The following is a 24798-nucleotide window of genomic DNA, read 5'->3' as shown; positions in this document are numbered from 1 at the left end:
GCCCGCCATGACCGAAGCGTCCGCCGCCGACACCACGCACGTCACCACCTCTGGTCGCTTCCCCCGCGCGGCAGCCGAAATTGCCGTCATCGACACCGCCCTTGCCGGTTGGCGGGACCTTCAGACCGGGCTTCCGCCCGGCGTGGAAGCGGTGCTGATCGGCGAAGGCCGCGACGGTGTGGCGGCGATGGCACAGGCGTTGAGCGGGCGTCACGGCGTGCGGGCGCTCCATGTGCTGTGCCACGGCTTTGAAGGCGGGCTGCAGCTCGGCACGGCCCGGCTGGACGAGGCGGCTCTGTCGGCACGCGGGATGGAACTGGCCGCCATCGGCGCCTGCCTCGGCGATGATGGCGACATCCTGCTGTACGGCTGCAACGTGGCGAGCGGCCATGGCGGGTCGTTCCTCGACGCGCTCGCCGACATCACCGGCGCGGCCATGGCGGCGTCCCGGACCCTGACGGGCGCCGCGGAGCTGGGCGGCGACTGGACCCTCGGCTGGACCCGGGGCACGCTGCGGACCGAAGCCCTGCGGATCGAGCAGTATCGCGGGGTGCTGGCGGCACCGTTCTTCGATGACGCGGTCGCCTACACCGGCGAAAACACCATCACCATGAGGTACGACGACAGCCTGGACGCCACGAGCAACCCGCTGCTGACTCACTTCGTGGCGACCGACGGCACCCTGAACGCGGGCACCGGTTCCATCCTGATCAATGGCAACGCGGTCACCCTGATCAGCGCCGTGGTGTCCGACTCCGTCGTGACCCTCACCGTCGGCCACCAGTTCCAACTGAACGACGCCATCGCCTTCCGCTACGAGGACCCGGCGGGTGACGACCTGACCGGCGTCATCCAGGCGCCCTATGGCCTGGACACCCATTCGGTGGACGTCTCGGTCACGGTTCTGTCCGCTCGCCCCCCGGCATTCCTCTCCTCGTCCGCGCAAATCGGGACAAACAAGGTCGTCCTGTCCTTCGATCAGGCGCTGGACGCCAACAACCCCCCGTCCACCCAGCAGTTCTTCGGGTCCTCGACAACGCAGGGGCAGATTCGCATCAACGGCGTCTACCACAGCGTTTCGAGCGTCGCCGTCGTTGGGAGCACCGTCACCGTCGAGGTCGGCAACGGCTACATCTTCCAGAATGGGGATGCCGTCTCCCTCCGTTATTACGACGGGGACACCGTGGACAGCACCACCGCCATCCAGAACCAGGCCGGCGTCGACATTCCGGATTTCAGAACCAGCTTCACGGTCCAGCTCAACGCCCCCACCGTGACCGCTACGGGCAACGCGCCGACCTTCACTCAGAACGCGGCGCCGGTGGACCTGTTTTCCGGGGTGGCCGCCAGCACCAACACCGGACAGGTCTTCACCAGCGTGACCCTGACGGTCACCAACGTCGTTGACGACGAGTGGCTGTCCCTCGACGGCATCATGCCGGTGTCCCTGACCTCCCCCGCCACCGGGGTGACCGTGCCGACGATTCCGGGGGCGACGCTCTCCACCTCCTACAGCGGCACCACGGCGACCGTCACCTTGAGCGGGTTCAGCCTCACCAACACCCAGTTGGCGACGCTGATCGACGGCATCGCCTACGTCAATTCCGGCGATGTCCTCACCGGCATCGTCACGCCCGGCAACCGCGTCATCTCCATCACCAACGTCACCGACGACGGCAGCAGCAACAACACCTCCAACCTCAGCGGCGTTTCGTCCACCGTCGTCGTCGCGGCCCCGGCGCCGGTCCTGCAGAGCGCCGCGGTGAACGGCGCGTCGCTGGTGCTGACCTACGACGTGGCGCTCGACTCCGCCAACCCGCCGGCGGCGGGCGCCTTCACCGTGACGGCCGGCGGCAGCCCGGTTACGGTCAGCAACGTCGCCGTGGACGGCGCGAACAAGACGGTGACGCTGACGCTCGCCCAAGCGGTCACCCATGGCAACGCGGTCACCGTTTCCTATGCCGACCCGACCGTGGGTGACGACGTCAACGCCGTCCAGTCCGCCTGGGGCGGCATCGACGCCGCGACCATCACCGCCCAGCCGGTCACCAACGACACGCCCAACCCGAACACCACCCCGCCCACGCTGGCGCTCACGCCGGTCGACGCTTACGCCTATGTCGTGGCGGGCAACCCGATTTTCGACCTGTTCAATGCCGTCAGCGCCTCCACCATGGACAGCGGGCAGACCTTCACCGGCATGGTGCTGACCGTCCACAATGTCGCGGGAACCGGCAGCAACGAATTCCTGACGATCGCCGGAACCGACATCGCGCTGAGCAACGGAAGCTCGGGCAGCTTCACCGGCGGCAACTACGCGGTGACGCTGGTGAACGGCGTCGCGACGGTGGCGATCAGCGGCATGGCGCTGAGCAACAGCGCGATGAACACGCTGGTCGACGGCATCGCCTACAAGACCACATCGACGACGGTCAGCAGCCTTGCTCAATATCGGCCGGGTCTCAGCGAAACACGCCCGGTCGTCCTGCGGTCCATCACCGACAGCGGCTCAGCCAACAACACCACCGAGGTGAACAAAGTCGCCACGGCGTCCTTTGGCACGCAGAACTCCGCATTTGGAACCGTGTCGGTGACGCCGGACAACCCGACGGCCACGTTCATCGCCGGCACCCCGACCCAAGTTTCCTTCACGGTCAACATATCGTCAGCGATCATACTGATCGGCACGTCGGTCTACTTCGATGTCGCCGCTCCCGCCGGTTGGACAATCGCAAATCTCAAGCTGGACAACCAACCGAACGCGCTTTTGACCGGCATCTACCCGGTCGGCACCCTGACGCTGACGTTCGATGTGACGGCGTCCGGAACAGACACCACCGGCGTTTTCCCCATCAGTATCTTCGCGTCGCAGGACGGGATGCCTAATCCTACAATGGCGGCGTTCTCGTCCGGATCCGTCATGGTGACGCTCGCCCCGCCCGCCCCGGTCCTGCAAAGCGCCACGGTCGACGGGACCGCGCTGGTCCTGACCTACGACACCGCGCTGGACGCCGCGAACGGCCCGACGGCGGGCGCCTTCGAGGTCAAGGTCGGCGGCAGCACGGTCACCGTCTCCGGCGTCGCCGTGAACAGTGTCAACAAGACGGTCACTCTGACCCTGGCCCAGGCGGTCCAGCACGGGCAGACGGTCACCGTCAGCTACACCGACCCCACCAGCGGCAACGACGCGGCGGCGATCCAGAACGCGACCGGCGGGGCGGACGCGGCCAGCGTCACCAACCGGTCGGTGACGAACAGCACCCCGGACACGACGCCGCCGTCGATCACCAACGTGAGCATCCCGAACCAGCCGGTCCAGGTCGGCGACACGGTGACGGTGACGATCACCGTGGCGGCGGACAGCGACACCTACACGCTGGGCAGCGGCAGCACGGTGGGCGGCTTCGCGCTGGCCAACCTGACCAAGATCAGCGCCAGCACCTACACCGCCACCTTCACCGTCACCGCCGACGGCCTGCGCACCGGCAATCGCGCCGCCGGCGACGACATCCCGGTCAACATCGTCCTGGTCGACGGCGCCAGCAACGCCAACGCCCCCTACACCACCCCGATCAGCCAGACCAACGACCGCATCGACACCGACGCCCCGCCGGTCCTCGCCGTCCCCGCCACCCCGCCGACGCTGGTCGACACCGCCGCCGCCGACAGCTTCCCGCTGATCGACGGCCAGCTCGCCGCCACCGACCTGGAAGGCGGCACGCTGACCTTCTCCATCGCCGGCTCGCAGGCCTCCCCGGTCCAGCACGGCAGCGTCACGCTCGGCAACGGCGTCACCTACGACACCTGGTCCACCGGCCCGGGCGGCACCGCCTACGTCAACAGCCAGACCGGCCACTACGCCTACGTCTTCGACGCCGCCTTCCTCAACGGCGTCCCCGCCGGGCCGATGCAGGGCACCAGCACCTTCACCGTCTCCGACGGCAACCGCACCGTCTCCCAGCAGCTCACCCTCAACTTCACCGGCGCCAACGACAGCCCGATCCTCTCCAACCACGTCCGCAGCCTCGCCGCCATCGACCAGGGCATCGCCGACGCCGCCAACACCGGCACCACCGTCACCGCCCTGCTCGCCTCCGCCGGCACCGCCACCGACGCCGAGTACGACAGCCCCGTCCCGATGGTCACCGTCGTCCCGCTGGGCATCGCCGTCACCGGCGTGACCAACACCAACGGCACCTGGCAGTACAAGGTCGGCACCGGCGCCTGGACCGACATCCCCACCGCCTCGTCCAACGGCGCGGCGCTGCTGCTCGCCGGGTCCGACCGCGTGCGCTTCGTGCCGAGCGGCTCGGGCTTCGCCAACACCGACACCGGCGCCATCACCTTCAAGGCCTGGGACCGCACCAGCGGCACCCCCGGCGCCACCGCCGACACCGCTGCCGACGCCTTCAGCACCGGCGGCGCCACCGCGACGATCGCCGTCGACGCCGTGCCGACCCTGACCGCGACCGGCGGAGCCAAGACCTTCGGCGTCGGGGTGGACAGCGCGACCAGCTTGTTCAGCGGCGTGGCGGCCTCCACCGTGGAAGCCGGGCAGAGCTTCCGCGGCGCGGAGTTCACCGTCGCCGGCGTGGTCGACGCCACCGAGGTCCTGACCATCGGCGGCACCGACGTCGCCCTGGTCCACGGCGCCACCGCCACCCTGAGCGGTCTCGGCGTCGCGGGCGGCAACGCCGGCGTGAGCGTCTCGGTGGTCGGCGGCGTCGCCAGGGTGACCGTCAGCGGCCTGGAGCGCGACGACGCGCAGATGAGCGCGCTGCTGGGCGGCGTCACCTACAAGAACACCAGCGCCACCGCGACGCTGGGCGACCGCACGGTGGCCATCGCCGGCCTGACCGACAGCGGCGGCGCCACCGGCAGCGCGGCCATCTCCGGCATCGGCACGGTGGTGAGCGTCGCCGACGTGACGCCGCCCGCCGCTCCGGTGGTCACCAGCGCGGCGCTGACCAAGAGCGCCACCCCGGTCCTGACCGGCACCGCCGAGGCGGGCAGCACGGTGACCGTCACGGTGGGCGGGGCGACCTACACCACCACCGCCACGGGCGGCGCCTGGTCGATCGACCTCGCCACGGCGACGCCGGCCGCCGGCGCGCTGAGCTTGAACGCCAACGGCGCCAATGCGGTGTCGGTCACCGCCAAGGACGCGTCCAACAACACGTCCACGGCGGGCACGCAGACGCTGACCATCGACACGACGCCGCCCGGCGCGCCGGCGGTGACCAGCGCGGCGCTGACCAAGAACGCCGCCCCGACCCTCACCGGCACCGCCGAGGCCGGCAGCACCGTCACCGTCACGGTGGGCGGCGCCACCTACACGACCACCGCCACGGGCGGCGGCTGGTCCATCGACCTCGCCACGGCCACCCCGACCGCCGGCTCGCTGGTCCTCGACGCCAACGGCACCAACGCCGTCGCGGCGACCGCCACCGACGCCGCGGGCAACGTCTCCCCGGCCGGCACCCAGACGCTGACCATCGACACCACCGCGCCCAACGCCCCGACGGTGACCAGCGCGACGCTGACCAACAGCACGGCGCCGACGCTCACCGGCATCGCGGAGACCTACAGCACGGTGACCGTCACGGTGGGTGGCGCCACCTACACGACCACCGCCACGGGCGGCGGCTGGTCCATCGACCTCGCCACGGCGACGCCGACCGCCGGCGTGCTGACCCTCAACCCCAACGGCGCCAACCCGGTGGCGGCGACCGCCACCGATGCGGCGGGCAACACCTCGTCGGCCGGCACGCACACGCTGACCATCGACACCACCGCGCCCAACGCCCCGACGGTGACCAGCGCGACGCTGACCAACAGCACGGCGCCGACGCTCACCGGCATCGCGGAGACCTACAGCACGGTGACCGTCACGGTGGGTGGCGCCACCTACACCACCACGGCGTCGCCGACCGGCACCTGGTCCATCAACCTCGCCACGGCGACGCCGACCTCCGGCGCGCTGGTCCTCGACGCCAACGGCGCCAACTCCGTCTCGGTCACCGCCACCGACGCGGCGGGCAACACCTCGTCGGCCGGCACGCAGTCGCTGACCATCGACACCACGCTGCCCGGCGCTCCGGCGGTGACCAGCGCCACGCTGACCAACAGCGCCACCCCGACCATTGCGGGCACGGCCGAGGCGGGCAGCACCGTCACCGTCACGGTGGGCGGGGCCACCTACACGACCACCGCCACGGGCGGCAGCTGGAGCGTGGGCCTGTCCACGGCGACGCCGACCGCCGGCGTGCTGACCCTCAACCCCAACGGCGCCAACCCGGTCGCGGCGACCGCCACCGACGCGGCGGGCAACGTCTCGGCTCCGGGCACCCAGACGCTGACCATCGACACCACCGCACCCAACGCACCGGCGGTGACCAGCGCCGTGCTGACCAACAGCACGACGCCGACGCTCACCGGCACCGCCGAGGCGGGCAGCACCGTCACCGTCACGGTGGGCGGGGCCACCTACACGACCACCGCGACGGGCGGCAGCTGGTCCATCGACCTCGCCACGGCGACGCCGGCCTCCGGCGCGCTGAGCCTCAACGCCAACGGCGCCAACCCGGTCGCGGCGACCGCCACCGATGCGGCGGGCAACGTCTCCACGGCGGGCACGCAGTCGCTGACCATCGACACCACCGCGCCGACCGCGCCGACCATCACCACGGCGCTGGCTAACAGCACGACGCCGACCCTGACCGGCACCGCCGAGGCCGGCAGCACCGTCACCGTCACGGTGGGCGGGGCGACCTACACGACCACGGCAACGGGCGGCAGCTGGAGCGTGGACCTGTCCACGGCGACGCCGACCGCCGGCGCGCTGACCCTCAACCCCAACGGCGCCAACCCGGTCTCGGCCACCGCCACCGATGCGGCGGGCAACACCTCGTCGGCCGGCACGCAGTCGCTGACCATCGACACCACGCTGCCCAACGCGCCGGCGGTGACCAGCGCCGCGCTGACCAAGAACGCCACCCCGACCATTGCGGGCACGGCCGAGGCGGGCAGCACCGTCACCGTCACGGTGGGCGGGGCCACCTACACGACCACCGCGACGGGCGGCAGCTGGAGCGTGGACCTGTCCACGGCGACGCCGACCGCCGGCGTGCTGACCCTCAACCCCAACGGCGCCAACCCCATCGCGGCGACCGCCACCGACGCCGCGGGCAACGTCTCGGCTCCAGGCACCCAGACGCTGACCATCGACACGACGCCCCCCGGCGCCCCGGCGGTGACCAGCGCTGTGCTGACCAACAGCACGACGCCGACCCTCACCGGCACGGCCGAGGCCGGCAGCACCGTCACCGTCACGGTGGGCGGGGCGACCTACACCACCACCGCCACGGGCGGAAACTGGTCCATCGACCTCGCCACGGCGACGCCGGCCTCCGGCGCGCTGAGCCTCAACACCAACGGCGCCAACCCCATCTCGGCGACCGCCACCGATGCGGCGGGCAACGTCTCCCCGGCCGGCACGCAGTCGCTGGTCGTCGACACCACGCTTCCTGACGCCCCGACCGTCACCAGCGCCGCGCTGAGCAACAGCGCCACCCCGACCCTGACCGGCATCGCCGAGGCGGGCAGCACCGTCACCGTCACGGTCGGCGGCGCCACCTACACGACCACCGCGACGGGCGGCACGTGGAGCGTGGACCTCGCCACCGCGACGCCGACCGCCGGCGTGCTGACCCTCAACCCCAACGGCGCCAACCCGGTCTCGGCCACCGCCACCGACGCCTCGGGCAACGTCTCGGCTCCGGGCACCCAGACCCTGACCATCGACACCACCAAGCCGGACGCTCCGACCGTCACCACGGCGCTGACCAACAGCACGACCCCGACCCTCACCGGCACCGCCGAGGCGGGCAGCACGGTGACCGTCACGGTGGGCGGCGCCACCTACACGACCACCGCCACCGGCGCCGGCGCCTGGAGCCTCAACCTCGCCACGGCCATCCCGGCCGCCGGCACGCTCAGCCTCACCGCCAACGCCGCCAACCCGGTGTCGGTCACCGCCACCGACGCGGCGGGCAACACCTCCCCGGCCGGCACGCGGTCGCTGGTCGTCGACACCACCCCGCCGACCGCCACCGTCCTGTTCGAGGACGACAGCATCGACGCCATCGAACAGACCGGCGCCGCCTTCACCATCAGTGGCGGCGAGGCCGGGGCCGCCTTCACCTGGACGATCACCTCGGCGGGCGGCGGCCAGGTCACCGGCAGCGGCGTGATGGCCGGTCCGACCGCGCGGGTCGACGGCCTCGACCTCTCCGGCCTGGGCGACGGCACGCTGACCCTCACGCTGGGCCTGAGCGACCCGGCGGGCAACGCCTCGCCGCCCTTCACCGCGACGACGCAGAAGCTCACCGCCACGGTGGACAAGCCCGCCCCCGTCGCCCCGCCGGCGGTCGCCACCGTCGACGGCGCCACCGTCAGCGGCGCGGTCACCACCGGCAGCGACGGCTCGCGCACCACCACCGTGACCATCGCGGCCAGCAACGCCGCCCGCGTCGAGGACAGCAGCACCGCCAACCCCGACCTCGCCGACGTCCCGGTGGTGCGCGAGCAGGTGGTCGACCGCCAGACCGGCCAGGTCTCCACCCAGACCACCCTGACGGTCAGCGTCTCCACCGGCGTCGCGGTGACCGCCACCGGCAGCGCCGAGCGGCAGACCGCCGCCCAGGCGCTGAGCGGCCTGAGCGGGCTGATCGCCGCCATCGAGGCGCGCACCGACGCGGGCACGACCGCGCGCGGCACCCTGACCGGCGGCGGCTCGGGCTTCCTCTCGGTGCTGTCCACCCAGGCCCAGCTGCTGGTCCGCGCCATCGACTTCAGCGCCCCCGGCGTGGCCGCCGGCCAGGCGGTGCAGACCCGGGTGACCGGCTCCACGCTGGGCGGCACCGGCCCCACCAGCACGGCGCCGACCGCGGTGGTGCTCAACACCGCGGCGGTGGCCGGGCCGGTGACCATCCAGCTCGACAACGTCGAGTTCGCGGCGGTGGTCGGCAACGCCACGCTGGTCGGCGGCGACGGCGAGCAGATCGTCTACGGCGACGACCACGAGCAGTTCATGCATCTGGGGGCCGGCGACGACATCCTGCACGGCGGCGGCGGCAACGACACGATCACCAGCGCCGGCGGCAACGACACGCTGTACGGCGACGACGGCGACGACCTGGTGCATGGCGGCGAGGACGACGACTGGCTGGTCGGCGGGGCGGGCAACGACCTGATCGGCGGCGGCACGGGCAACGACCGGCTGTTCGGCGGGACGGGCAATGACGTGCTGTTCGGCGAGGCGGGCAACGACACGCTGACCGGCGAGGCGGGCAACGACACGCTGAGCGGCGGGACGGGCGACGACCTGCTGTTCGGCGAGGCGGGCGACGACCTGCTGCTGGGGGACGAGGGCGACGACACGCTGAGCGGCGGGGCGGGCAACGACACGGCGCTGGGCGGGGCGGGCAACGACCTGATCGGGCTCGGCACGGGCAACGACCTCGGGCTGGGCGGCGATGGCAACGACACGCTGTTCGGCGAGGAGGGCGACGACACGCTGTTCGGCGGGGCGGGCAACGACGTGCTGCACGGCGGGGCGGGCAACGACCTGCTGTTCGCCGACGGCGGGGCGGACACGCTGTGGGGCGGCGCCGGGGCGGATGTCTTCGCCTTCGGCCGGGCGTCGGGCGGGTCGGTGGTGATGGACTTCCAGGCGGGGGTCGACCGGCTGGCGCTCTACGACGCCGGCCTCGACCTCGGCGCGGTGATCCGCTCGGCCCGGGTCGAGGGCGGAAGCACCACCCTCGACCTCGGCGCCGGCAACCGCATCACCATCCTCGGCCAGACCGGAAACGTCGCCGCCTGGTTCGCCTGAGCAGCGACGACAGCGCACCGCGCCATCCGTAAACGGCGGGTGCCGAGGCCTAAAGCGGATTTCGGTTCAGTTTAGATTCGGGTAGCCGCATAGCTTAAACCACGCTTTGGCGTCGGTAGCGGTGATCGCATTGAGGGCTGGGCCGAGTTCCTCGTTGAGGGCCTCGACGGTGCGGGCTTCCTTGGCGCGCAGGATTCCTTTGAGCTTGGCCCAGCCGGGCTCGATGGGCGAGAGGTCGGGCGAGTAGCGCGGGAGGAAGCGGACACGGATCCCCGCCGTCTCAAAGGCGGCGAGGATATCGGCCCGCTTGTGAGCGGAAAGGTTGTCCATCACGACCACGGCGCCGGGTTTGTCGCGCCGAAGCACGGGCAAGAGCACCTGCTCGACAAAGGCGAGAAACACGGCCGAGGAGGTGGACGCCTCGATGCTCATGGCGGCCAGCATGCCTTCGGCGCTCAACGCCCCGAGCACCGTGACGCGGTGCCACGACCCACAGGGCACGGATCCGAGCGCCCGCTGGCCGCGCGGCGCCCGGGCCTGGGTGGGCGTCATCTGGGTGTTGATGCCGGTTTCATCGAGGAAAACCAAACGCGCCGGTTCATGGACCACCGCATCGTCCCGGTAGGCCGCGCGTTCCGCGGCGATATCCGCGCGCTCTTGCTCGCTGGCCCTCAGCGTCTTTTTTTGCGCGCCAACCCCAGCCGCTTCAAGGTGCGGCACACCACCGCCGGGCTCAGCGCGATGCCGGTGCGTGCGGCCAACCGGTCGCGGTACTGTGCCAGTGTCGCGTCATTATCCTCCCGCACCAAGGCCCGCAGCACGCTCACGCCCTCCGCGTCCAGTTTGGCTGGTACGCCGCCGGCATGCGGCTTGGCGACCCGCCGCCCCTCAAGGCGTGCGGCCCGCACCCAGTTGTACGCGCAGGCTCGGCTGATCTGGAAGCGCCGCGCCAGCAACTCGGGGCCGCCCTCGTGGCGCTCATAAGCCAGCAGAACCCGTTCGCGCAGATCGGAGGAATATGGCTGGCCCATGGCGCGCGGTCCTTCAGCTGTGTCTTCCTCCAACCGCTCAGGCCAGCCAAAATTCCGTCTATACTCAGCGACAATCCGCTTTAGCGGGCCCCGGCACCCGCCTTTTTCTTTCCGGAGAAGACAGTCAGGGGCTCGGTCGTCCGCCGTTCCGCGCCCGCAGATGGTCGATGAGGGCGCGCAACCGCGGCGGCACGGTCCGGCGGCTCGGGTAGTAGAGGTGGAAGCCGGCGAAAGGGGGGCAGAAATCCTCCAGAACGGCCACCAGCGCACCGCGCTCCAGATGGGGCCGGAAGGTCTCCTCCATGCCGCAGGTGAGCCCGGCGCCGGCCAGGGCCAGCCGGACCATCATCCCCATGTCGTTGGTGGCGACCCTCGGATTCACCGCGATGTCGAAGTCGCGGCCGTCCTCGGTGAATTCCCAGCGGTAGGGCGCCACATCCGGCGCCGGACGCCAGCCGATGCAGCGGTGGGCGAGAAGATCGCGCGGATGGGCGGGACGGCCGGCCCCTGCCAGATAGGCCGGTGAGGCGACGACCAGCTGCCGCTGCGGGGCGGAGACCGGGACCGCGATCATGTCCTGCTCGATGGCCTCGCCCAGCCGGACGCCCGCGTCGAAGCCCGCCGCCACGATGTCGAACTCCTCGTCCGTCACCAGGATGTCGACGCCGACCGACGGGTGGGCGGCCAGGAAGCCGGCCAGCGCCTCCCCTTCCAGAATGCTCTCGGCGATGGACGACACGGCCAGCCGCAGCGTGCCGGACGGTGCGCCGTGCGCCGAAGCGATGCTCTCCAGCGCCGTGCCGACCTCCGCCAGCGCCGGGCGCGTTGCGGCGAGGAGATGCGCGCCCGCGTCGGTCAGCCGGACGCTGCGCGTCGTCCTCTGGAGCAGCGGCACGCCGATGCGGTCCTCCAGCCGGCGGACCGCCTGGCTGACGGCGGAGCGGGTGACGCCGAGACGCTCGGACGCGCGGCGGAAATTGAGCGTCTCGGCCACCGCCAGAAACGCCGCCATGCCTTCGAAGGGATCGTTCATTGGTTAGGAATGCTAACCAGCCCGTTCATGATTGGCAACTCGAACATTCCACCGGCCGGCCATAGCTTTTCTCCGTCACCGCAACAATCGACGGAGAGGAGCAGACCATGACCGCGATCACCGACAAGACGATCCTCATCACCGGCGCCTCCAGCGGCATCGGCGAGGGCACCGCCCGCGTCCTGGGCGCCGCCGGGGCGAAGCTGGTGCTCGGCGCCCGCCGGACCGACCGGCTGGAGGCGCTCGCCGCCGACATCCGGGCCGGCGGGGGCACCGCGGAGGTCCGCGCGCTGGACGTGACGGACCGCGAGGACATGGCCGCCTTCGCCGCCTTCGCCCAGGAGCGCTTCGGACGCATCGACGTGCTGGTCAACAACGCCGGGGTCATGCCGCTGTCCCCCATGGCCTCGCTGAAGGTCGAGGAGTGGGACCGCATGATCGACGTGAACATCCGCGGCGTCCTCTACGGCATCGCCGCGGTGCTGCCGATCATGAACGGCCAGGGCTTCGGCCAGATCATCAACATCGCCTCCATCGGGGCGCTCGCCGTGTCGCCGACCGCCGCCGTCTACTGCGCGACGAAATACGCGGTGCGGGCCATCTCCGACGGGCTGCGCCAGGAGAACGAGCGGCTGCGCGTCACCTGCGTCTGCCCCGGCGTCGTGGAATCGGAGCTGGCCCACACCATCACCGACCCGGAGGCCGAGGAGCTGATGCGCAGCTACCGCGCCGTCTCCATCAAGCCGGACGCCATCGGGCGGGCGATCCTGCACGCCATCGAGCAGCCGGACGACGTGGACACCAACGAGATCGTGGTCCGTCCCACGGCCAGCCATTGAGCCCACAATCGAGGAGGACGAGCATGACCCACGGCACCGACACCCTCACCCGTCCACCCGCGCGCCTGCGCACCCTCGTCGCGGCGGGGCTGCTCGCCGCCGTTCCGGCGATGCCCGCCGCGGCCCTGGCCAGCGCCCCGACCACCGAGGAGCGCGCCAAGCGCGGCGGCGATGTGGTCCGCAGCCTGAACAACGGCCAGCCCCAGCCCACCCTGGAACGGATGCGCGAGGAGTTCCCCTTCCTGGCGGAGGCCACCGAGGCCTACGCGCTGGGCGACGTCTGGTCCCGGCCGGGGCTGGACACGCGGACCCGCCAGCTGGCCGCGGTCGCCGCCTTCGCCGCCATCGGCGAGCCGGCCTTCATGAAGATCCACGCCGGCTACGCGCTCAACGCCGGCGTCTCCGAGGACGAGTTGAAGGAGATCGTCTACATGGTGACGGTCCCGGCCGGCTTCCCCCGCGCGATCACCGCCGCGCGCACCCTGTCGGAGCTGTTCGCCGAACGCCGTCCCGCGGCGGAAGGAGGCACGCCATGAAACGCGCCGTCGCCTTGACCGCCGCTTTGCTCGCCTCCGGAGCCGAGGCCCTGCCCGACCGCAGGGCCTCGGCCCAAACCGCCGACCCGCCTGGGGTTGAGCAAGCGGACCATCCCTATGTCGGCCTGTGGGTGACGGAGGACGGCCGCGTCCGCCACGAGCTTCTCGCCAACAACCGCTACGTGGAGGCGCGGGGCAGCCGGGAGAAGGCCTACCAGGGCCGCTACCGGGTCACCGGCGACCACATCGACTATTGGGACGACACCGGCTTCACCGCCGACGGCGACTTCATCGACGGGGTGCTGCACCATGGCGGGATGATCCTGCACCGGCGGCGCTGACCGCCGCACCTTTTCTCTCCTGTGCAAAACTGTGAAGTGGACAACAGTGCCGGATGCCCGATCCGGGAAGAATGGCTGTGCAAGGGCGAGGTCTTCGGAACGAACCGGCAAAAGGAACGCCGAAGAAAATGCCTCCCCCTGCACGGCACAATCCCCTGATCCGAAGGAAACGCATCAATGGCAAACGTCTATGGCACCAACAACGCCGACTATCTCGACATGATCAAGTACGGCGTCAGCAATGACTACGTGCAGGGTTATGACGGCAACGACACCATCCTCGGCTGGTCCGGCAACGACACGCTGGACGGCTGGAACGGCAACGACGTGCTCTACGGCGAGTCGGGCAACGACCTGCTGATGGGCTACAACGGCACCGACACGCTCTATGGCGGCACCGGCAACGACCAGCTCTACGGCGAAAGCGGGTACGACAAGCTCTACGGCGGCGACGGCGACGACACGCTGAGCGGCGGCGACACCTTCGACGACCTCTACGGCGGCACGGGCAAGGACCAGATGACCGGCGGCGCCGGGGCCGACTGGTTCTTCTTCGAGACGAAGGACAGCGGCGACATCTACGCCGGCAAGGCCGACACCATCACCGACTTCAAGGACGAGGACCAGATCTGGCTGAAGGGCAGCTACAGCTACGCCGGCGCGACCAGCGCCCCCGCCGACGGCCAATACAGCATCTGGCAGAAGGACGGCTACTACGTCGTCACGTGGAACGCGGCGAATGACACCGGCTTCCACGATCTGATCGTGAAGGGCGACAACCCGATGGGCGACATCTCCTTCTACTGATCCGCCTGACCGAGGTCCCGGGCGCGCCGTCCTTCCCGGCGCGCCCCTTTCCCTTCCCTCAGACGACAGGAGCGCCCTTCCCATGGCCGCACGGGAAACCCGCCGCAGCCCATCCGCCAGCCCGCCGTCGTTGCGCGCGATCCGCCGGCGCATCGCGACCGGCCTCGCCGCCGCGGGCGGGTTCAGCGTCTTTCTCGCCCTGATCCAGCTGGCGATGCCGCTCTACACGATGCAGGTCTACGACCGCGTGCTGGGCAGCCGCAGCGTGGAGACACTGGTCGCCCTGTCGCTGCTGGCGCTGGGCTGCTTCGCCGTGTTCGGGCTGGTCGAGGCGATCCGCGGACGGCTGACCCAGGCCATGGGCCATCTGGCGGCGCGCAGCCTGACCATGGACGCGCTGGAGGCGTCGATGGGCGGCCTGCTGCGCGGCGGCGCCAGCCGCCCGGCCCAGGTGCTGCGCGACGTGAACGAGCTTCGCCAGTTCCTGTCCGGGCCGAGCCTCATGGCACCGCTCGACGCCGCGCTCAGCCTCGTCTTCCTGCTGTTCCTGACGCTGATCCACCCGCTCTACGGCCTTGTCTGCGGCGGCAGCATCCTCTGTCTGGTTGGGGTGAGCCTGCTCGGCCGCGTGCTGACCATGCCGGGTGCCGCCGAGGCCAACCGCGCCCTGTGCCGCCACGGCGCCGAGGTCGAGGCGGCGTCCCTTGGAGTGGAGGCCGTCGCCGCCATGGGCATGATGGGCACGCTGCGCCGCCGCTGGCAGGCGGTCCAGGACGATCACCTGCATCTGGTCAACCAAACGGCCGGACGGGCCCAGGCCGTCGCCTCGCTCGCCAAGGTCTGCCGGATGACCGCCCAGGTGGCGATCCTCGCCGCCGGCACGATGCTGGTGCTGGAGCGGCAGGTGTCGCCGGGCAGCATGCTGGCCGCCTCCATCCTGATGGGCCGGGCGCTGGCCCCCTTCGAGCAATTGATCGACTCCTGGCGCAACTGGTCCTCGGCCCGCGAGAGCCTGCGACGCCTGCGCGGCCTGTTCACGGCGGACGCGCCTCCCGCGCCGGGCGTCCCCCTGCCCCGCCCCCGCGGTCACCTGTTGCTGGACCGCGTGACCTACGTCCCGCCGGGATCGGACCGCCCGACGCTGCGCGGCCTCTCCTTCTCGGTGGAGCCGGGCGAGGCGGTCGGCATCGTCGGCCCCTCGGCGGCGGGCAAATCCACGCTGGCCCGGCTGCTGGTCGGCGTGCTGGAGCCGACCCAGGGCGGCGTCTATCTCGACGGCCACAATGTGTGGCGCTGGCACCGCGACGACTGCGGCCGGCACGTCGGCTATCTGCCGCAGGGCGTCGGCCTGCTCGGCGACACCGTGGAGGACGCCATCGCCCGGCTGGGCGAGCCCGACCCGGCGCTGGTCACCGAGGCGGCGCGGCGGGCCGGCGTGCACGAGATGATCGGCCGCCTCCCCGACGGTTACCAAACGGCGATCGGCGAGGGCGGCGCCCGGCTGTCCGGCGGTCAGAGGCAGCGCATCGCGCTCGCCCGCGCCCTCTACGGCGAGCCCCGCCTGCTCGTTCTCGACGAGCCCAACGCGAACCTCGATCAGGCCGGCGAGGCGGCGCTGCTGCGCGCCATCGCCGAGGCCAAGGCCGGGGGCGCCGCGGTGGTGGTGATCGCCCACCGCCGCTGCGTCCTCGACGCGGTGGACCGCATCGTCGTGCTGCGCGACGGCCTGATCGACCAGACCGCGACGCGGGCCGAAATGGTCCGGCGGCTGGGGACCCCCAGTGGCGCCGCCACCCCGCAGCCGGTTGCCGCTGCCGCCACCCCTTGACTGGAGAGTTCACGATGACGACGACCGACACGCTGCTGGACCGAGGCGCCATCCCGGCGGAGCCGCGCGGCGCCGCGCCCTCCATCGGCGGGGCCGTGCGGGCGGGCTGCGCGGTGATCGCCCTGGCGTTGGGCGCCGGGCTCGGCTGGGGCTTCCTGGCCCCGCTGGACAGCGCCGCCCACGCGCCGGGCACGGTGGTGGTGGACGGCAACCGCAAGACCATCCAGCATCTGGAGGGCGGCATCGTCGCCGAACTGGCGGTGCGCGACGGCGACACGGTGGCCGCCGGCCAGACCCTGCTCCGCCTGGAAGGGACGCAGAGCCGCGCCACCCTGGAGGAGCTGACGACCGAGCAGGCCGCCGCCCTGGTCCGCATGGCCCGGCTGCGCGCCGAATACGCCGGGCAGCGCGCCTTCTCCGTCCCGGCGGAGCTGGTGGACGGCGCCCCCGCCGCCCGGCGGGCCCTGGCCGTGCAGCAGCAATTGTTCGCCGCCCGCTGGACCCGCCACGACGGCGACATGGCGGTGCTGCGCGAGCAGCGCCTCCAGGCCGAACGCGAGGTGACCGCCCACCGCGCCCAGGAGCGCGCGGCGGCCGAGCAGATCGTCTACATCGAAGAGGAACTGGCCGGCGTTCTCGACCTCTTCAACAAAGGCCTGGAACGCAAGCTGCGGGTCCTGTCGCTGAAGCGCGCCATGGCCGACCTCGCCGGCACCCGCGACCAATCCCGCGCCCGCGCCTTGCTGGCCGAGCAGGCGGTGACGGTCGCCGACACCCAGCTCCACGCCAAGGAGACGGCCCGCCGCTCCGACATCGCCGCCGAGATGGAGGAGGCGCAGAACGCCCTGGACCAGACCGCCGCCCGCCTGAAGGCGGCTCGCGACGCGGTGGAGCGCACGGAGATCCGCGCACCGGTTCCGGGCCGCGTGGTCGGGCTGACCGTCTTCACGGTGGGCGGCGTGGTGAAGCCGGGCGAGCCGCTGATGGACATCGTTCCGGACAGCGGCCCGCCGACCATCGAGGCGCGCATCGATCCGCTGGACATCGACGTGGTGAAGGCCGGCCAGACCGCGCAGGTCCGCCTCAGCGCCTTCAAGCCGCGCCGCACCCCGTCGATCGACGCCACCGTTGTCGATGTCTCCGCCGACCGCCTGACCGACCCGACGACCCACGCCCCCTACTTCGTGGCCCGCGTCCGCCCCCTGCCCGGCACGCTGGAGCGCCTCGGCCCGGCGGCCCTGCATCCCGGCATGCCCGCCGATGTGCTGATCGCGACGGGCCAGCGGCGGGCCATCGATTATGTGCTGGCGCCGTTGCAGGACGCCATGGCGCACGCGCTGACGGAGGATTGAGGGACGCTCCGCCCATCGGCCAGTCGTCGCAACGCCACGGCGACTTCGGACACCGGGCCCGACCAATCGCCCACGCGGCTTTGACGGAACAGGCGGGCCGTCGGGTACCACGGGCTGTCCGCGCGTCCGAGCATCCAACGCCAGTCCGGCGCAAAAGGCAGCAGCACCCAGGTCGGCCGGCCCAGGCTGGCGGCCAGGTGCGCCACGGCGGTGTCGACGGTGACGACGAGGTCAAGCGACTCCAGTGCCGCCGCCGTCGCCGCGAAATCGGTCAGGAAGGGCGACGCGTCGAAGGGAGCGTCGGACCAGCAGGCCAGATCAGCCACCGCCGGGCCGACCTGCAGGGACACCCACTGAATTCCGGCCACCTCCCGGAGCGGGGCGAGGGCGGCAAGGGGAAGGGAGCGGCGGCGGTCGTTGGCGTGCTCGCGCCGCCCGGCCCACACGAGGCCGCAACGGATCCGGGCGCTCGGCGCAGCGGCGGTCAGGCGGTCCGTCCAGATGCGGGTGGCGGCCTCCGACGCGCGCAGCAACGGGGTGTCCGGCGCTGCGGGATGGCTGCGGTTCAGCAGCAACGGCAGGCTCATCAACGGCGCGTGCAGGTCGAAGGGTGGCAGATTGCTCCCGCCTGGAAAGTCGGGGGAACGTGGGATCACCTCCACGCCCTCGACGGCCGGAGACGCCCGCAACAGGGAAAGAAGAGGCGGCTGGACCTCCAGCAGGACGCGTGTCGCTCCCGAGCCCCGCAGCAAGGGCACGAAGCGCAGGAACTGAAGCGTGTCGCCCAGCCCCTGTTCGGCGTGCAGAAGGATGGTCCGGCCGGTCAGCGGCCCACCACCATCCCACACCGGCTGGTCGAACCGGCGACGCTGGCCTTGCATGACCGGCGCTCTCCAGCGCCATTCGAACTCACGCCATCCGTTTGCGAAATCGCCGAGCAGCAACCGCGTCAGCGCGCGATTCCAATGGGCGTCGGCGCTCTCCGGATCGATGGACAGCGCGCGACCGTAACAATCCAGCGCCTCGTCCACGGCACCCAGTTCACCCAGCGTGTTGCCCAGGTTGTTCAACGCGCCCATGTGCCCCGGCGCCCGGTCCAGAACCTTTCTATAGTGACGGGCGGCCTCCTCGAGCCGGTTCGCCCGCTCGAACACGACGCCAAGATTGAACAGGGCATCCGGGGCGCCCGGCGTCAGCCCGAGAAGCCGCTCGAAGCAAGCGACCGCCTCTTCCGTATCGCCACGCTCCGTCAACGACACGCCCAGATTGTTGAGCGCGTTGGCGGAGGTCGGGGCGCCGTCGAGCGCCTTGCGATGACACGACACCGCCTCGTCGAGACGACCAAGCCCACGAAGCGCGAGCCCGAGGTTGCCGAGCACGCCTGGGTCGTTGGGCGCAAGCCGCAAGGCCGCGCGCAGGCTTTGTTCCGCTTGCTCCAGACGCCCTTCGACCAAATGGATGGCGCCAAGGTTGCCATGGGCGTGCCGCGTCTCGGGAGCGCGGGGATGGCGGCGGATCATGTCCCGGTACAGCGCCTCGGCGCCACGCAGATCCCCGGCCATATGCTTCGCCAACGCGGCTTGCAGGTTCGTCTTGGCGCCCATGATGGGATGAAGGGTCTCGATTTTCGAAAGGCGGTGGCAGCGTGTGCACGCGTGCCGACCCTATCCGAACGTCGCCTGCCAACCGGCGCGACATGTTCGCGCACGTCCTTCCGACCACGCTGCTTCGAGGTCCCTGCCGTCGGTTCCAACACGCGCGGAACAGCTGCGGTGCCTGACCTGTCTAACCGCGGGTCTAACGGCACTCATGGAGCATGGAGCGGAAATAAAAAAGCCAGCCAATCCGTTGGATTGACTGACTTTTTGTGATGGTAGCAGCGGAGGGATTTGAACCCCCGACCAAGGGATTATGATTCCCCTGCTCTACCACTGAGCTACGCTGCCATCGTGCTTACCATCATGTCCCAGCGCGGTCCGTTTCGGTGTTGGCCGCCGCGGTTCGTGCCGGGGCCGCTTATGTATTCCAGGGGGACCGGGGTGTCAACGCTGAAATTTCACTTTTTGCGAAGTTTTCGTCAGGTCCCCGTTCCGGCGATCCAGCCGCCGCCCAGCACCCGGTCGCCCTGGTAGACGACGCAGGCTTGGCCGGGAGCCACGCCGTATTGCGGCTCATGCAGTTCGGCCTGCGCCGTGCCGTCCGCACCCAGCCGCCACACCGCCGCGGCCGCCGGCTGGGCGGAGCGGAGCTTCACCTCGACCTCCAGCCCCTCGCCGGGGGCCAGGGCGGGGCCGAGCCAGTTGACCTCGCGGATCGTCACCACGCGGCGCGCCAGATCCCGGCGCGGGCCGACGACGACGCGGCGCTGGCCGGGCTCCAGCCGCACGACGAACAGCGGCTCCTCCTCGCCCCGGATGCCGCCGATGCCCAGCCCCTTGCGCTGGCCCACCGTGTAATGGACCACGCCGCGGTGGCGGCCCAGCACGCGCCCGTCGACATGGACGATGTCGCCGGGCTCGACTGAGCCGGGGCGCAGCTTCGCCACCACGTCGGCATAGGAGCCGTTGGGAACGAAGCAGATGTCCTGGCTGTCCGGCTTGGCCGCCACCTCCAGCCCGTGGCGCTCGGCCAGGGCGCGGGTCTCCGGCTTGGTCAGGCCGCCCAGCGGGAAACGCAGGAACTCCAGCTGCTCGCGCGTCGTGGCGAACAGGAAATAGCTCTGGTCGCGGCCCGGATCGATGGCGCGGTGCAGCTCCGCCCCCGCCTCGCCCTGGACGCGGCGCACGTAGTGGCCGGTCGCCAGCGCGTCGGCGCCGAGATCGCGGGCGGTGTTCAGCAGGTCGCGGAACTTGACCCGCTGGTTGCAGCGCACGCAAGGGATCGGCGTCTCGCCACGCAGGTAGGTGTCGGCGAAGTCGTCGATCACGTCCTGGGAGAACTTGCCCTCGTAATCCAGCACATAATGCGGGATGCCGATGCGGTCGGCCACCTGACGGGCGTCGTAGATGTCCTGCCCGGCGCAGCAGGCGCCCGGCTTCTGCAGGGCGATGCCGTGGTCGTAGAGCTGGAGCGTGATGCCGACCACGTCGTAGCCCTCCTCCCGCAGGACGGCGGCGGTGACGGAGGAATCGACGCCGCCGGACATGGCGACGACCACGCGGGTGTCCTGGGGACGCTTGGCGAAGCCGAGGGAATTGGCGTAGGAGGTCATGGCGCCCTATATGGGCCGGTTCCAAAAAAATCACCACCGGAGAACCGGGGCGCCCCGGCCCCGCGAACGGGTCGGCGCGCCGGTTTCCCGGTGGCGGGTGCGGACCGCGGCGGCCCCGCAAGGCGCCGCGGCGGCGGGTCAGCGCATGGCGTTGTTGGTGCCGCCGGGCAGGCGCACGGTCAGGCCGTCCAGCTCCTCGCTGACGATGATCTGGCAGCCCAGGCGCGAGGTCTTGGTCAGGCCGAAGGCGAGGTCGAGCATGTCCTCCTCGTCCTCCGAGGCCTCGTTCAGCACGTCGAACCACTCCGGCTCCACGATGACGTGGCAGGTCGAGCAGGCGAGCGAGCCCTCGCAGGCGCCTTCCAGGTCCAGGCCGTGCTTGTGCGCGACCTCGAGCACGGACAGGCCGAGCGGGGCGTCCACCTCGTGGCGGGTGCCGTTCGGCTCGATGAAGGTCATCTTGGGCATTGGGGTGCTCTCCTGAACAAAGGCGTCGGTGTGCGGTGGCAATGGTTAGGGTGACTTCGGGGCGAGGCCGGAACGCCGCGTCCGGGATTCGGCCGCCAGCGCCTCCAACCGCTCCAGCCGCGCGAGGATGCGCGCGGCGTTGTCGGTCTGCCCGTTGCGGAAGGCAATGGCAAGATACTTGATGCAACTTTCCACGCGTTGCCCGACGTCCTGGGCCAGCCGGTCGACCGCGGTCGCGTCCGGGGCGCCGTCCAGCCGGTCGGCGAGCGCCGTCACCTCCTCGTCCTCCTCGGCGGACAGGACGGCGGCGGGGGCGTTCAGCAGCTCCAGCAGATAGCGGGCGCGGCGCACCGGATCGCGCAGCGTCTCATAGGCGTCGCCCAGCGCCTCGGCCTGGGCGCGGGCGTTGGCCTGCTGCCGCGCGCCGCGCGCCGCGAAGCGCTCCGGGTCCATGGCGCGGGAGAAGCCGGCGTGCTGGCGGGCCAGAGCCTCCGGCTCGATGTCGAAGCGGCGCTCCAGACCCAGCCGGGTGAAATGGTCGAGCGGGCGCGGCGCCTGCACCGCCCCGCAGGAATGGCAGAACATCGCGCGCGCCGCGACCGAACGGCCGCACAGCCAGCACGGCTCCAGATCGCCGTCGATGGTCCCGGCGATCCCCTTGGGAGCCCCGCCCCCGGAAGACTGCGGCGGGCCGGAATCGGATGTCGTCATGCTTGCCGTCCGTTGAAACGCTGCACAGGTCGACCGCGAGGCCGGCGGATCGCCGTTCCTTCGGCCGGGTGATACCCAGAAGCGGGGCGCCGCGCAACCTTACACGGCCCGCCGCGGGAGGAGGAGGTCATGGAGAGGCGATTACGCCGCAGGGGCGCGCGCCAGCCTTGCGGCCATGGCGGCGTAGGCGGCGGCGAAACGCTCCACCGCCGCGTCGTCGCTGTCCCAGCCCAGGCTGACGCGGATGGCGCAGGCGGCGTCACCCGCGCTCTCGCCCATGGCGGCCAGGACGTGCGACGGCTTCACCTTGCCGCTGGAGCAGGCCGACCCGGCGCTGACCGCCACCCCGGCGAGGTCCAGCGCCATCACCTGCGTCTCCCCCACCACGCCGGGCAGCAGCAGGTTGCTGGTGTTGCCGACCCGCGCCGCGCCGGCGCCCATCACCCGCGCGGCCGGAACGGCGGCGAGCGCCCGCGCTTCCAGCGCGTCGCGCAGGGCGGTCAGGCGGGCGCTGTCGGGAAGCTCCTCCCGCGCCAGGCGGGCGGCGGCGCCGAAGCCGGCGATGCCGACGACGTTCTCGGTCCCGGCGCGGCGGCGCTTCTCCTGCCCGCCGCCGCGGATCAGCGCCTCCGGCTCCAGCCCGTCGGCGAGGATCAGGGCGCCCACGCCGGCGGGACCGCCGATCTTGTGGGCCGACAGGGTCAGCAGATCGGCGCCGAGCGTCGCGAGGTCGAGGGACAGGCGGCCGGCGGCCTGCACCGCGTCGCAATGGACCAGCGCGCCGTGCGCGTGGGCGATCCGCGCCGCCTCGGCCACCGGCTGGATCACGCCGGTCTCGTTGTTGGCGAGCATCAGGGAGACCAGCGCGGGTCCCTGTCCGTCGGCGAGCCTGCGGTCGAGCGCGGCGAGGTCGGCGACGCCGTGGCGGTCCACCGGAATGCGGGCGGCGCCGGGAACCGCCTCCAGCACCGAATCATGCTCGATGGCCGACGTGACCACCGCCCGGCCGGGAAAGCCGCGCAGCGCCAGATTGTTGGCTTCCGTGCCGCTGCCGGTGAAGAAGACCTGGGCCGGCCGCACCCCGGCCAGGGCGGCGACTTGGGCGCGCGCCTCCTCCACCGCGCGGCGGACCGTGCGGCCGAAGCCGTGCACCGACGACGGGTTGCCGGCGAGATCCATGGCCTGGACCATCGCCGCCTTCACCGCCGGCTTCAGGGGCGCCGAGGCGTTGTGGTCGAGGTAGACGCGGGTCATCGGGTCGAGGCGCCGGAAGGCGCTCCCTTACTCCGCCGCGACCGCGGCACCCTCGTCCGCCGGCTGCGGGCCGCGGATGGTCAGGCTGCTGGTGCCGATGATCCGGCGCTCCACCACGTCGGCCACGGTGACCGAGCTGAGATACATGTGGATCTGGTTGCCCAGCTCCTCCCACAGGTCATGGGTCAGGCAGCGCGAGCGGTTGGTCCGGCAGCCCTGCGGCGTGCCGTTGGCGCAGCGGGTGGTGCGGATCGGCTCGTCCACCGCCAGGATGATGTCGGACACGCGGGTCGCGTCCGCCGGATGGGCCAGCAGATAGCCGCCGCCCGGACCGCGCACGCTCTTCACGAGGCCGCCCTTGCGCAGCTTGGCGAACAGCTGCTCCAGATAGGAGAGCGAAATCTCCTGCCGGTCGGCGATGTCGGCAAGGGCGACGGGGCTCCCCTGGCTGGTGGCAGCAAGATCGACCATGGCCATGACGGCATAGCGTCCCTTGGTGCTGAGTCTCATTTTACCCTCCTTACCCTTCCTTCACCCCGGCCCGACCGTCCAGCGGATCGGCGCCAAGCCTCGTGTTTGTGTTTGATTCAACAGGACGCCGCCGGCCCGCTTTCGGCGGACACCGGCTCGCGCACCCCATTGTCGGGCCGGACGCTCCCGTTGGGACCGCCCGATGTTTCGTATACGGATGAATTATGCGCGTCGCCGCGCTCCGATTCCAGTTCCTCGACGCGCCGGCGCAGGGTCGACACCTGATCGAGCAGGCCGTTCAGCGCGCGGGCCACCGGATCGGGGATGTCGCCGCAGGGCGTGCCGTAGGGCATGAACTTCTGCGTCTCGACACGGTCGCGAGTCACCACCGCCTTGGCCGGGATGCCGACCACGGCGATGCCCGGCGCCACGTCCGCCACCACGACGGCGTTGGCGCCGACGCGGGCGCCGCGCCCGATGGTGATGGCGCCCAGCACCTTGGCCCCCGCACCGACGATCACGCCGCTCTCCAGCGTGGGATGGCGCTTGCCCTGGTTCAGCGAGGTGCCGCCCAGCGTCACCCCATGATAGAGCATCACGTCGTCGCCGATCTCGGCGGTCTCGCCGATGACGACGCCCATCCCGTGGTCGATGAAGAAGCGGCGCCCGATGGTGGCGCCGGGATGGATCTCGATGCCGGTCAGGGCACGGGCGATCTGCGAGACGGCGCGCGCCATCAGGTGCCAGCGGCGGTCCCAGCAGTAGCGCGCGACGCGGTGCAGGACGATGGCGTGGAAGCCCGGATAGCACAGCGCGACCTCGGCCCGTGACCGCGCGGCCGGGTCGCGGGCCATGATACCGTCGATCTCTTCGCGAAGATGCTTGAACACCGGAACACCCGCCGTGGTATAGTCCGCCCTCTTGCCGGAAGAGGTGATCTTTCGCAAGAGCCCTCGACCCGTGCCTCGCCGGTCGCGCGGGTTGCCCTGGAAGGACGCATCGACGCATATATGATGACCAA

Annotated in this window: 17 protein-coding genes and 1 tRNA gene; 7 read left to right on the top strand and 11 right to left on the bottom strand. The window is 71.2% G+C overall.

The window, feature by feature from the left end; translation table 11 throughout:
* The first annotated feature begins 7 nt into the window (after nt 1–7).
* Nucleotides 8–9895 carry an Ig-like domain-containing protein gene (locus tag ABVN73_RS03225; protein WP_353858901.1) on the top strand — a complete coding sequence of 3296 codons (9888 nt, stop codon included), beginning with the start codon at nt 8–10 and terminating at the stop codon, nt 9893–9895.
* Between the two features lie 66 nt (nt 9896–9961).
* Here ABVN73_RS03225 and ABVN73_RS03220 read toward each other — a convergent pair whose 3' ends face one another.
* From ABVN73_RS03220 to ABVN73_RS03210, 3 genes are all read right to left on the bottom strand, one after another.
* Nucleotides 9962–10615: an IS630 family transposase gene (locus tag ABVN73_RS03220; RefSeq protein ID WP_353857768.1), complete on the bottom strand. Its 654-nt coding sequence runs from the start codon at nt 10613–10615 to the stop codon at nt 9962–9964.
* Complete coding sequence (locus ABVN73_RS03215; RefSeq protein WP_353857512.1) at nt 10567–10926, bottom strand: IS630 transposase-related protein; 360 nt, start codon at nt 10924–10926, stop codon at nt 10567–10569. The genes ABVN73_RS03220 and ABVN73_RS03215 overlap by 49 nt, the downstream gene beginning before the upstream one ends.
* A gap of 124 nt (nt 10927–11050) precedes the next feature.
* The gene (locus ABVN73_RS03210) at nt 11051–11959 is read right to left on the bottom strand and encodes a LysR family transcriptional regulator (RefSeq protein WP_353858900.1); all 909 of its coding nucleotides are present in this window, start codon (nt 11957–11959) and stop codon (nt 11051–11053) included.
* A 107-nt stretch (nt 11960–12066) separates the two neighbouring features.
* On the opposite strand from ABVN73_RS03210, the gene ABVN73_RS03205 reads away from it, so the two are divergent.
* The 6 genes from ABVN73_RS03205 to ABVN73_RS03180 all read left to right on the top strand — a co-directional run bounded on the left by ABVN73_RS03205 (nt 12067) and on the right by ABVN73_RS03180 (nt 17662).
* Nucleotides 12067–12798: an SDR family oxidoreductase gene (locus ABVN73_RS03205; RefSeq protein WP_353858899.1), complete on the top strand. Its 732-nt coding sequence runs from the start codon at nt 12067–12069 to the stop codon at nt 12796–12798.
* Nucleotides 12799–12821: 23 nt separating this feature from the next.
* Nucleotides 12822–13334 carry a carboxymuconolactone decarboxylase family protein gene (locus ABVN73_RS03200; RefSeq protein WP_353858898.1) on the top strand — a complete coding sequence of 171 codons (513 nt, stop codon included), beginning with the start codon at nt 12822–12824 and terminating at the stop codon, nt 13332–13334.
* Nucleotides 13331–13675 carry an Atu4866 domain-containing protein gene (locus ABVN73_RS03195; protein ID WP_353858897.1) on the top strand — a complete coding sequence of 115 codons (345 nt, stop codon included), beginning with the start codon at nt 13331–13333 and terminating at the stop codon, nt 13673–13675. Before ABVN73_RS03200 ends, ABVN73_RS03195 begins: the two co-directional genes overlap by 4 nt.
* Before the next feature lie 177 nt (nt 13676–13852).
* Nucleotides 13853–14482 carry a calcium-binding protein gene (locus ABVN73_RS03190; protein ID WP_353858896.1) on the top strand — a complete coding sequence of 210 codons (630 nt, stop codon included), beginning with the start codon at nt 13853–13855 and terminating at the stop codon, nt 14480–14482.
* A gap of 82 nt (nt 14483–14564) precedes the next feature.
* Nucleotides 14565–16310: a type I secretion system permease/ATPase gene (locus ABVN73_RS03185; protein WP_353858895.1), complete on the top strand. Its 1746-nt coding sequence runs from the start codon at nt 14565–14567 to the stop codon at nt 16308–16310.
* Nucleotides 16311–16324: 14 nt separating this feature from the next.
* Complete coding sequence (locus ABVN73_RS03180; protein WP_353858894.1) at nt 16325–17662, top strand: HlyD family type I secretion periplasmic adaptor subunit; 1338 nt, start codon at nt 16325–16327, stop codon at nt 17660–17662.
* On the opposite strand, the gene ABVN73_RS03175 is transcribed toward ABVN73_RS03180, so the two are convergent.
* The 8 genes from ABVN73_RS03175 to epsC all read right to left on the bottom strand — a co-directional run bounded on the left by ABVN73_RS03175 (nt 17608) and on the right by epsC (nt 24667).
* Nucleotides 17608–19266 carry a tetratricopeptide repeat-containing glycosyltransferase family protein gene (locus ABVN73_RS03175; RefSeq protein ID WP_353858893.1) on the bottom strand — a complete coding sequence of 553 codons (1659 nt, stop codon included), beginning with the start codon at nt 19264–19266 and terminating at the stop codon, nt 17608–17610. The genes ABVN73_RS03180 and ABVN73_RS03175 overlap by 55 nt on opposite strands.
* Nucleotides 19267–19533: 267 nt before the next feature.
* Nucleotides 19534–19608: transfer RNA gene (locus tag ABVN73_RS03170), tRNA-Met, on the bottom strand.
* A 131-nt stretch (nt 19609–19739) separates the two neighbouring features.
* Nucleotides 19740–20873 (bottom strand): tRNA 2-thiouridine(34) synthase MnmA, encoded by a 1134-nt coding sequence (mnmA, locus tag ABVN73_RS03165; protein ID WP_353858892.1) that lies wholly within the window; start codon nt 20871–20873, stop codon nt 19740–19742.
* A gap of 138 nt (nt 20874–21011) precedes the next feature.
* Nucleotides 21012–21341 (bottom strand): ferredoxin family 2Fe-2S iron-sulfur cluster binding protein, encoded by a 330-nt coding sequence (locus tag ABVN73_RS03160; RefSeq protein WP_145679071.1) that lies wholly within the window; start codon nt 21339–21341, stop codon nt 21012–21014.
* 45 nt (nt 21342–21386) lie between these two features.
* On the bottom strand, nt 21387–22052 hold the full coding sequence (hscB, locus tag ABVN73_RS03155) for a Fe-S protein assembly co-chaperone HscB (RefSeq protein ID WP_353858891.1): 666 nt from the start codon (nt 22050–22052) through the stop codon (nt 21387–21389).
* Between the two features lie 141 nt (nt 22053–22193).
* Nucleotides 22194–23306 carry a cysteine desulfurase family protein gene (locus ABVN73_RS03150; RefSeq protein WP_353858890.1) on the bottom strand — a complete coding sequence of 371 codons (1113 nt, stop codon included), beginning with the start codon at nt 23304–23306 and terminating at the stop codon, nt 22194–22196.
* Between the two features lie 27 nt (nt 23307–23333).
* On the bottom strand, nt 23334–23816 hold the full coding sequence (locus tag ABVN73_RS03145) for an Rrf2 family transcriptional regulator (RefSeq protein ID WP_014239836.1): 483 nt from the start codon (nt 23814–23816) through the stop codon (nt 23334–23336).
* A 77-nt stretch (nt 23817–23893) separates the two neighbouring features.
* The gene (epsC, locus tag ABVN73_RS03140) at nt 23894–24667 is read right to left on the bottom strand and encodes a serine O-acetyltransferase EpsC (RefSeq protein WP_353858889.1); all 774 of its coding nucleotides are present in this window, start codon (nt 24665–24667) and stop codon (nt 23894–23896) included.
* Between the last annotated feature and the right edge of the window lie 131 nt (nt 24668–24798).

The organism is Azospirillum formosense (assembly GCF_040500525.1).
In the GTDB taxonomy this organism is placed as follows: domain Bacteria; phylum Pseudomonadota; class Alphaproteobacteria; order Azospirillales; family Azospirillaceae; genus Azospirillum; species Azospirillum formosense_A.
The sequence above is the reverse complement of the archived record's forward strand: the minus strand, read 5'-3'. Positions and strand labels throughout refer to the sequence as shown.

Bases quoted from the DNA above. Each gene is read 5' to 3' on its own strand.
- ABVN73_RS03200 (WP_353858898.1), top strand. From the start codon at position 12,822: ATGACCCACGGCACCGACACCCTCACCCGTCCACCCGCGCGCCTGCGC.
- ABVN73_RS03180 (WP_353858894.1), top strand. From the start codon at position 16,325: ATGACGACGACCGACACGCTGCTGGACCGAGGCGCCATCCCGGCGGAG.
- ABVN73_RS03205 (WP_353858899.1), top strand. From the start codon at position 12,067: ATGACCGCGATCACCGACAAGACGATCCTCATCACCGGCGCCTCCAGC.
- ABVN73_RS03160 (WP_145679071.1), bottom strand. From the start codon at position 21,341: ATGCCCAAGATGACCTTCATCGAGCCGAACGGCACCCGCCACGAGGTG.
- ABVN73_RS03210 (WP_353858900.1), bottom strand. From the start codon at position 11,959: ATGAACGATCCCTTCGAAGGCATGGCGGCGTTTCTGGCGGTGGCCGAG.
- ABVN73_RS03150 (WP_353858890.1), bottom strand. From the start codon at position 23,306: ATGACCCGCGTCTACCTCGACCACAACGCCTCGGCGCCCCTGAAGCCG.
- ABVN73_RS03195 (WP_353858897.1), top strand. From the start codon at position 13,331: ATGAAACGCGCCGTCGCCTTGACCGCCGCTTTGCTCGCCTCCGGAGCC.
- ABVN73_RS03145 (WP_014239836.1), bottom strand. From the start codon at position 23,816: ATGAGACTCAGCACCAAGGGACGCTATGCCGTCATGGCCATGGTCGAT.
- ABVN73_RS03175 (WP_353858893.1), bottom strand. From the start codon at position 19,266: ATGGGCGCCAAGACGAACCTGCAAGCCGCGTTGGCGAAGCATATGGCC.
- mnmA (WP_353858892.1), bottom strand. From the start codon at position 20,873: ATGACCTCCTACGCCAATTCCCTCGGCTTCGCCAAGCGTCCCCAGGAC.
- hscB (WP_353858891.1), bottom strand. From the start codon at position 22,052: ATGACGACATCCGATTCCGGCCCGCCGCAGTCTTCCGGGGGCGGGGCT.
- ABVN73_RS03185 (WP_353858895.1), top strand. From the start codon at position 14,565: ATGGCCGCACGGGAAACCCGCCGCAGCCCATCCGCCAGCCCGCCGTCG.
- ABVN73_RS03190 (WP_353858896.1), top strand. From the start codon at position 13,853: ATGGCAAACGTCTATGGCACCAACAACGCCGACTATCTCGACATGATC.
- ABVN73_RS03225 (WP_353858901.1), top strand. From the start codon at position 8: ATGACCGAAGCGTCCGCCGCCGACACCACGCACGTCACCACCTCTGGT.
- ABVN73_RS03215 (WP_353857512.1), bottom strand. From the start codon at position 10,926: ATGGGCCAGCCATATTCCTCCGATCTGCGCGAACGGGTTCTGCTGGCT.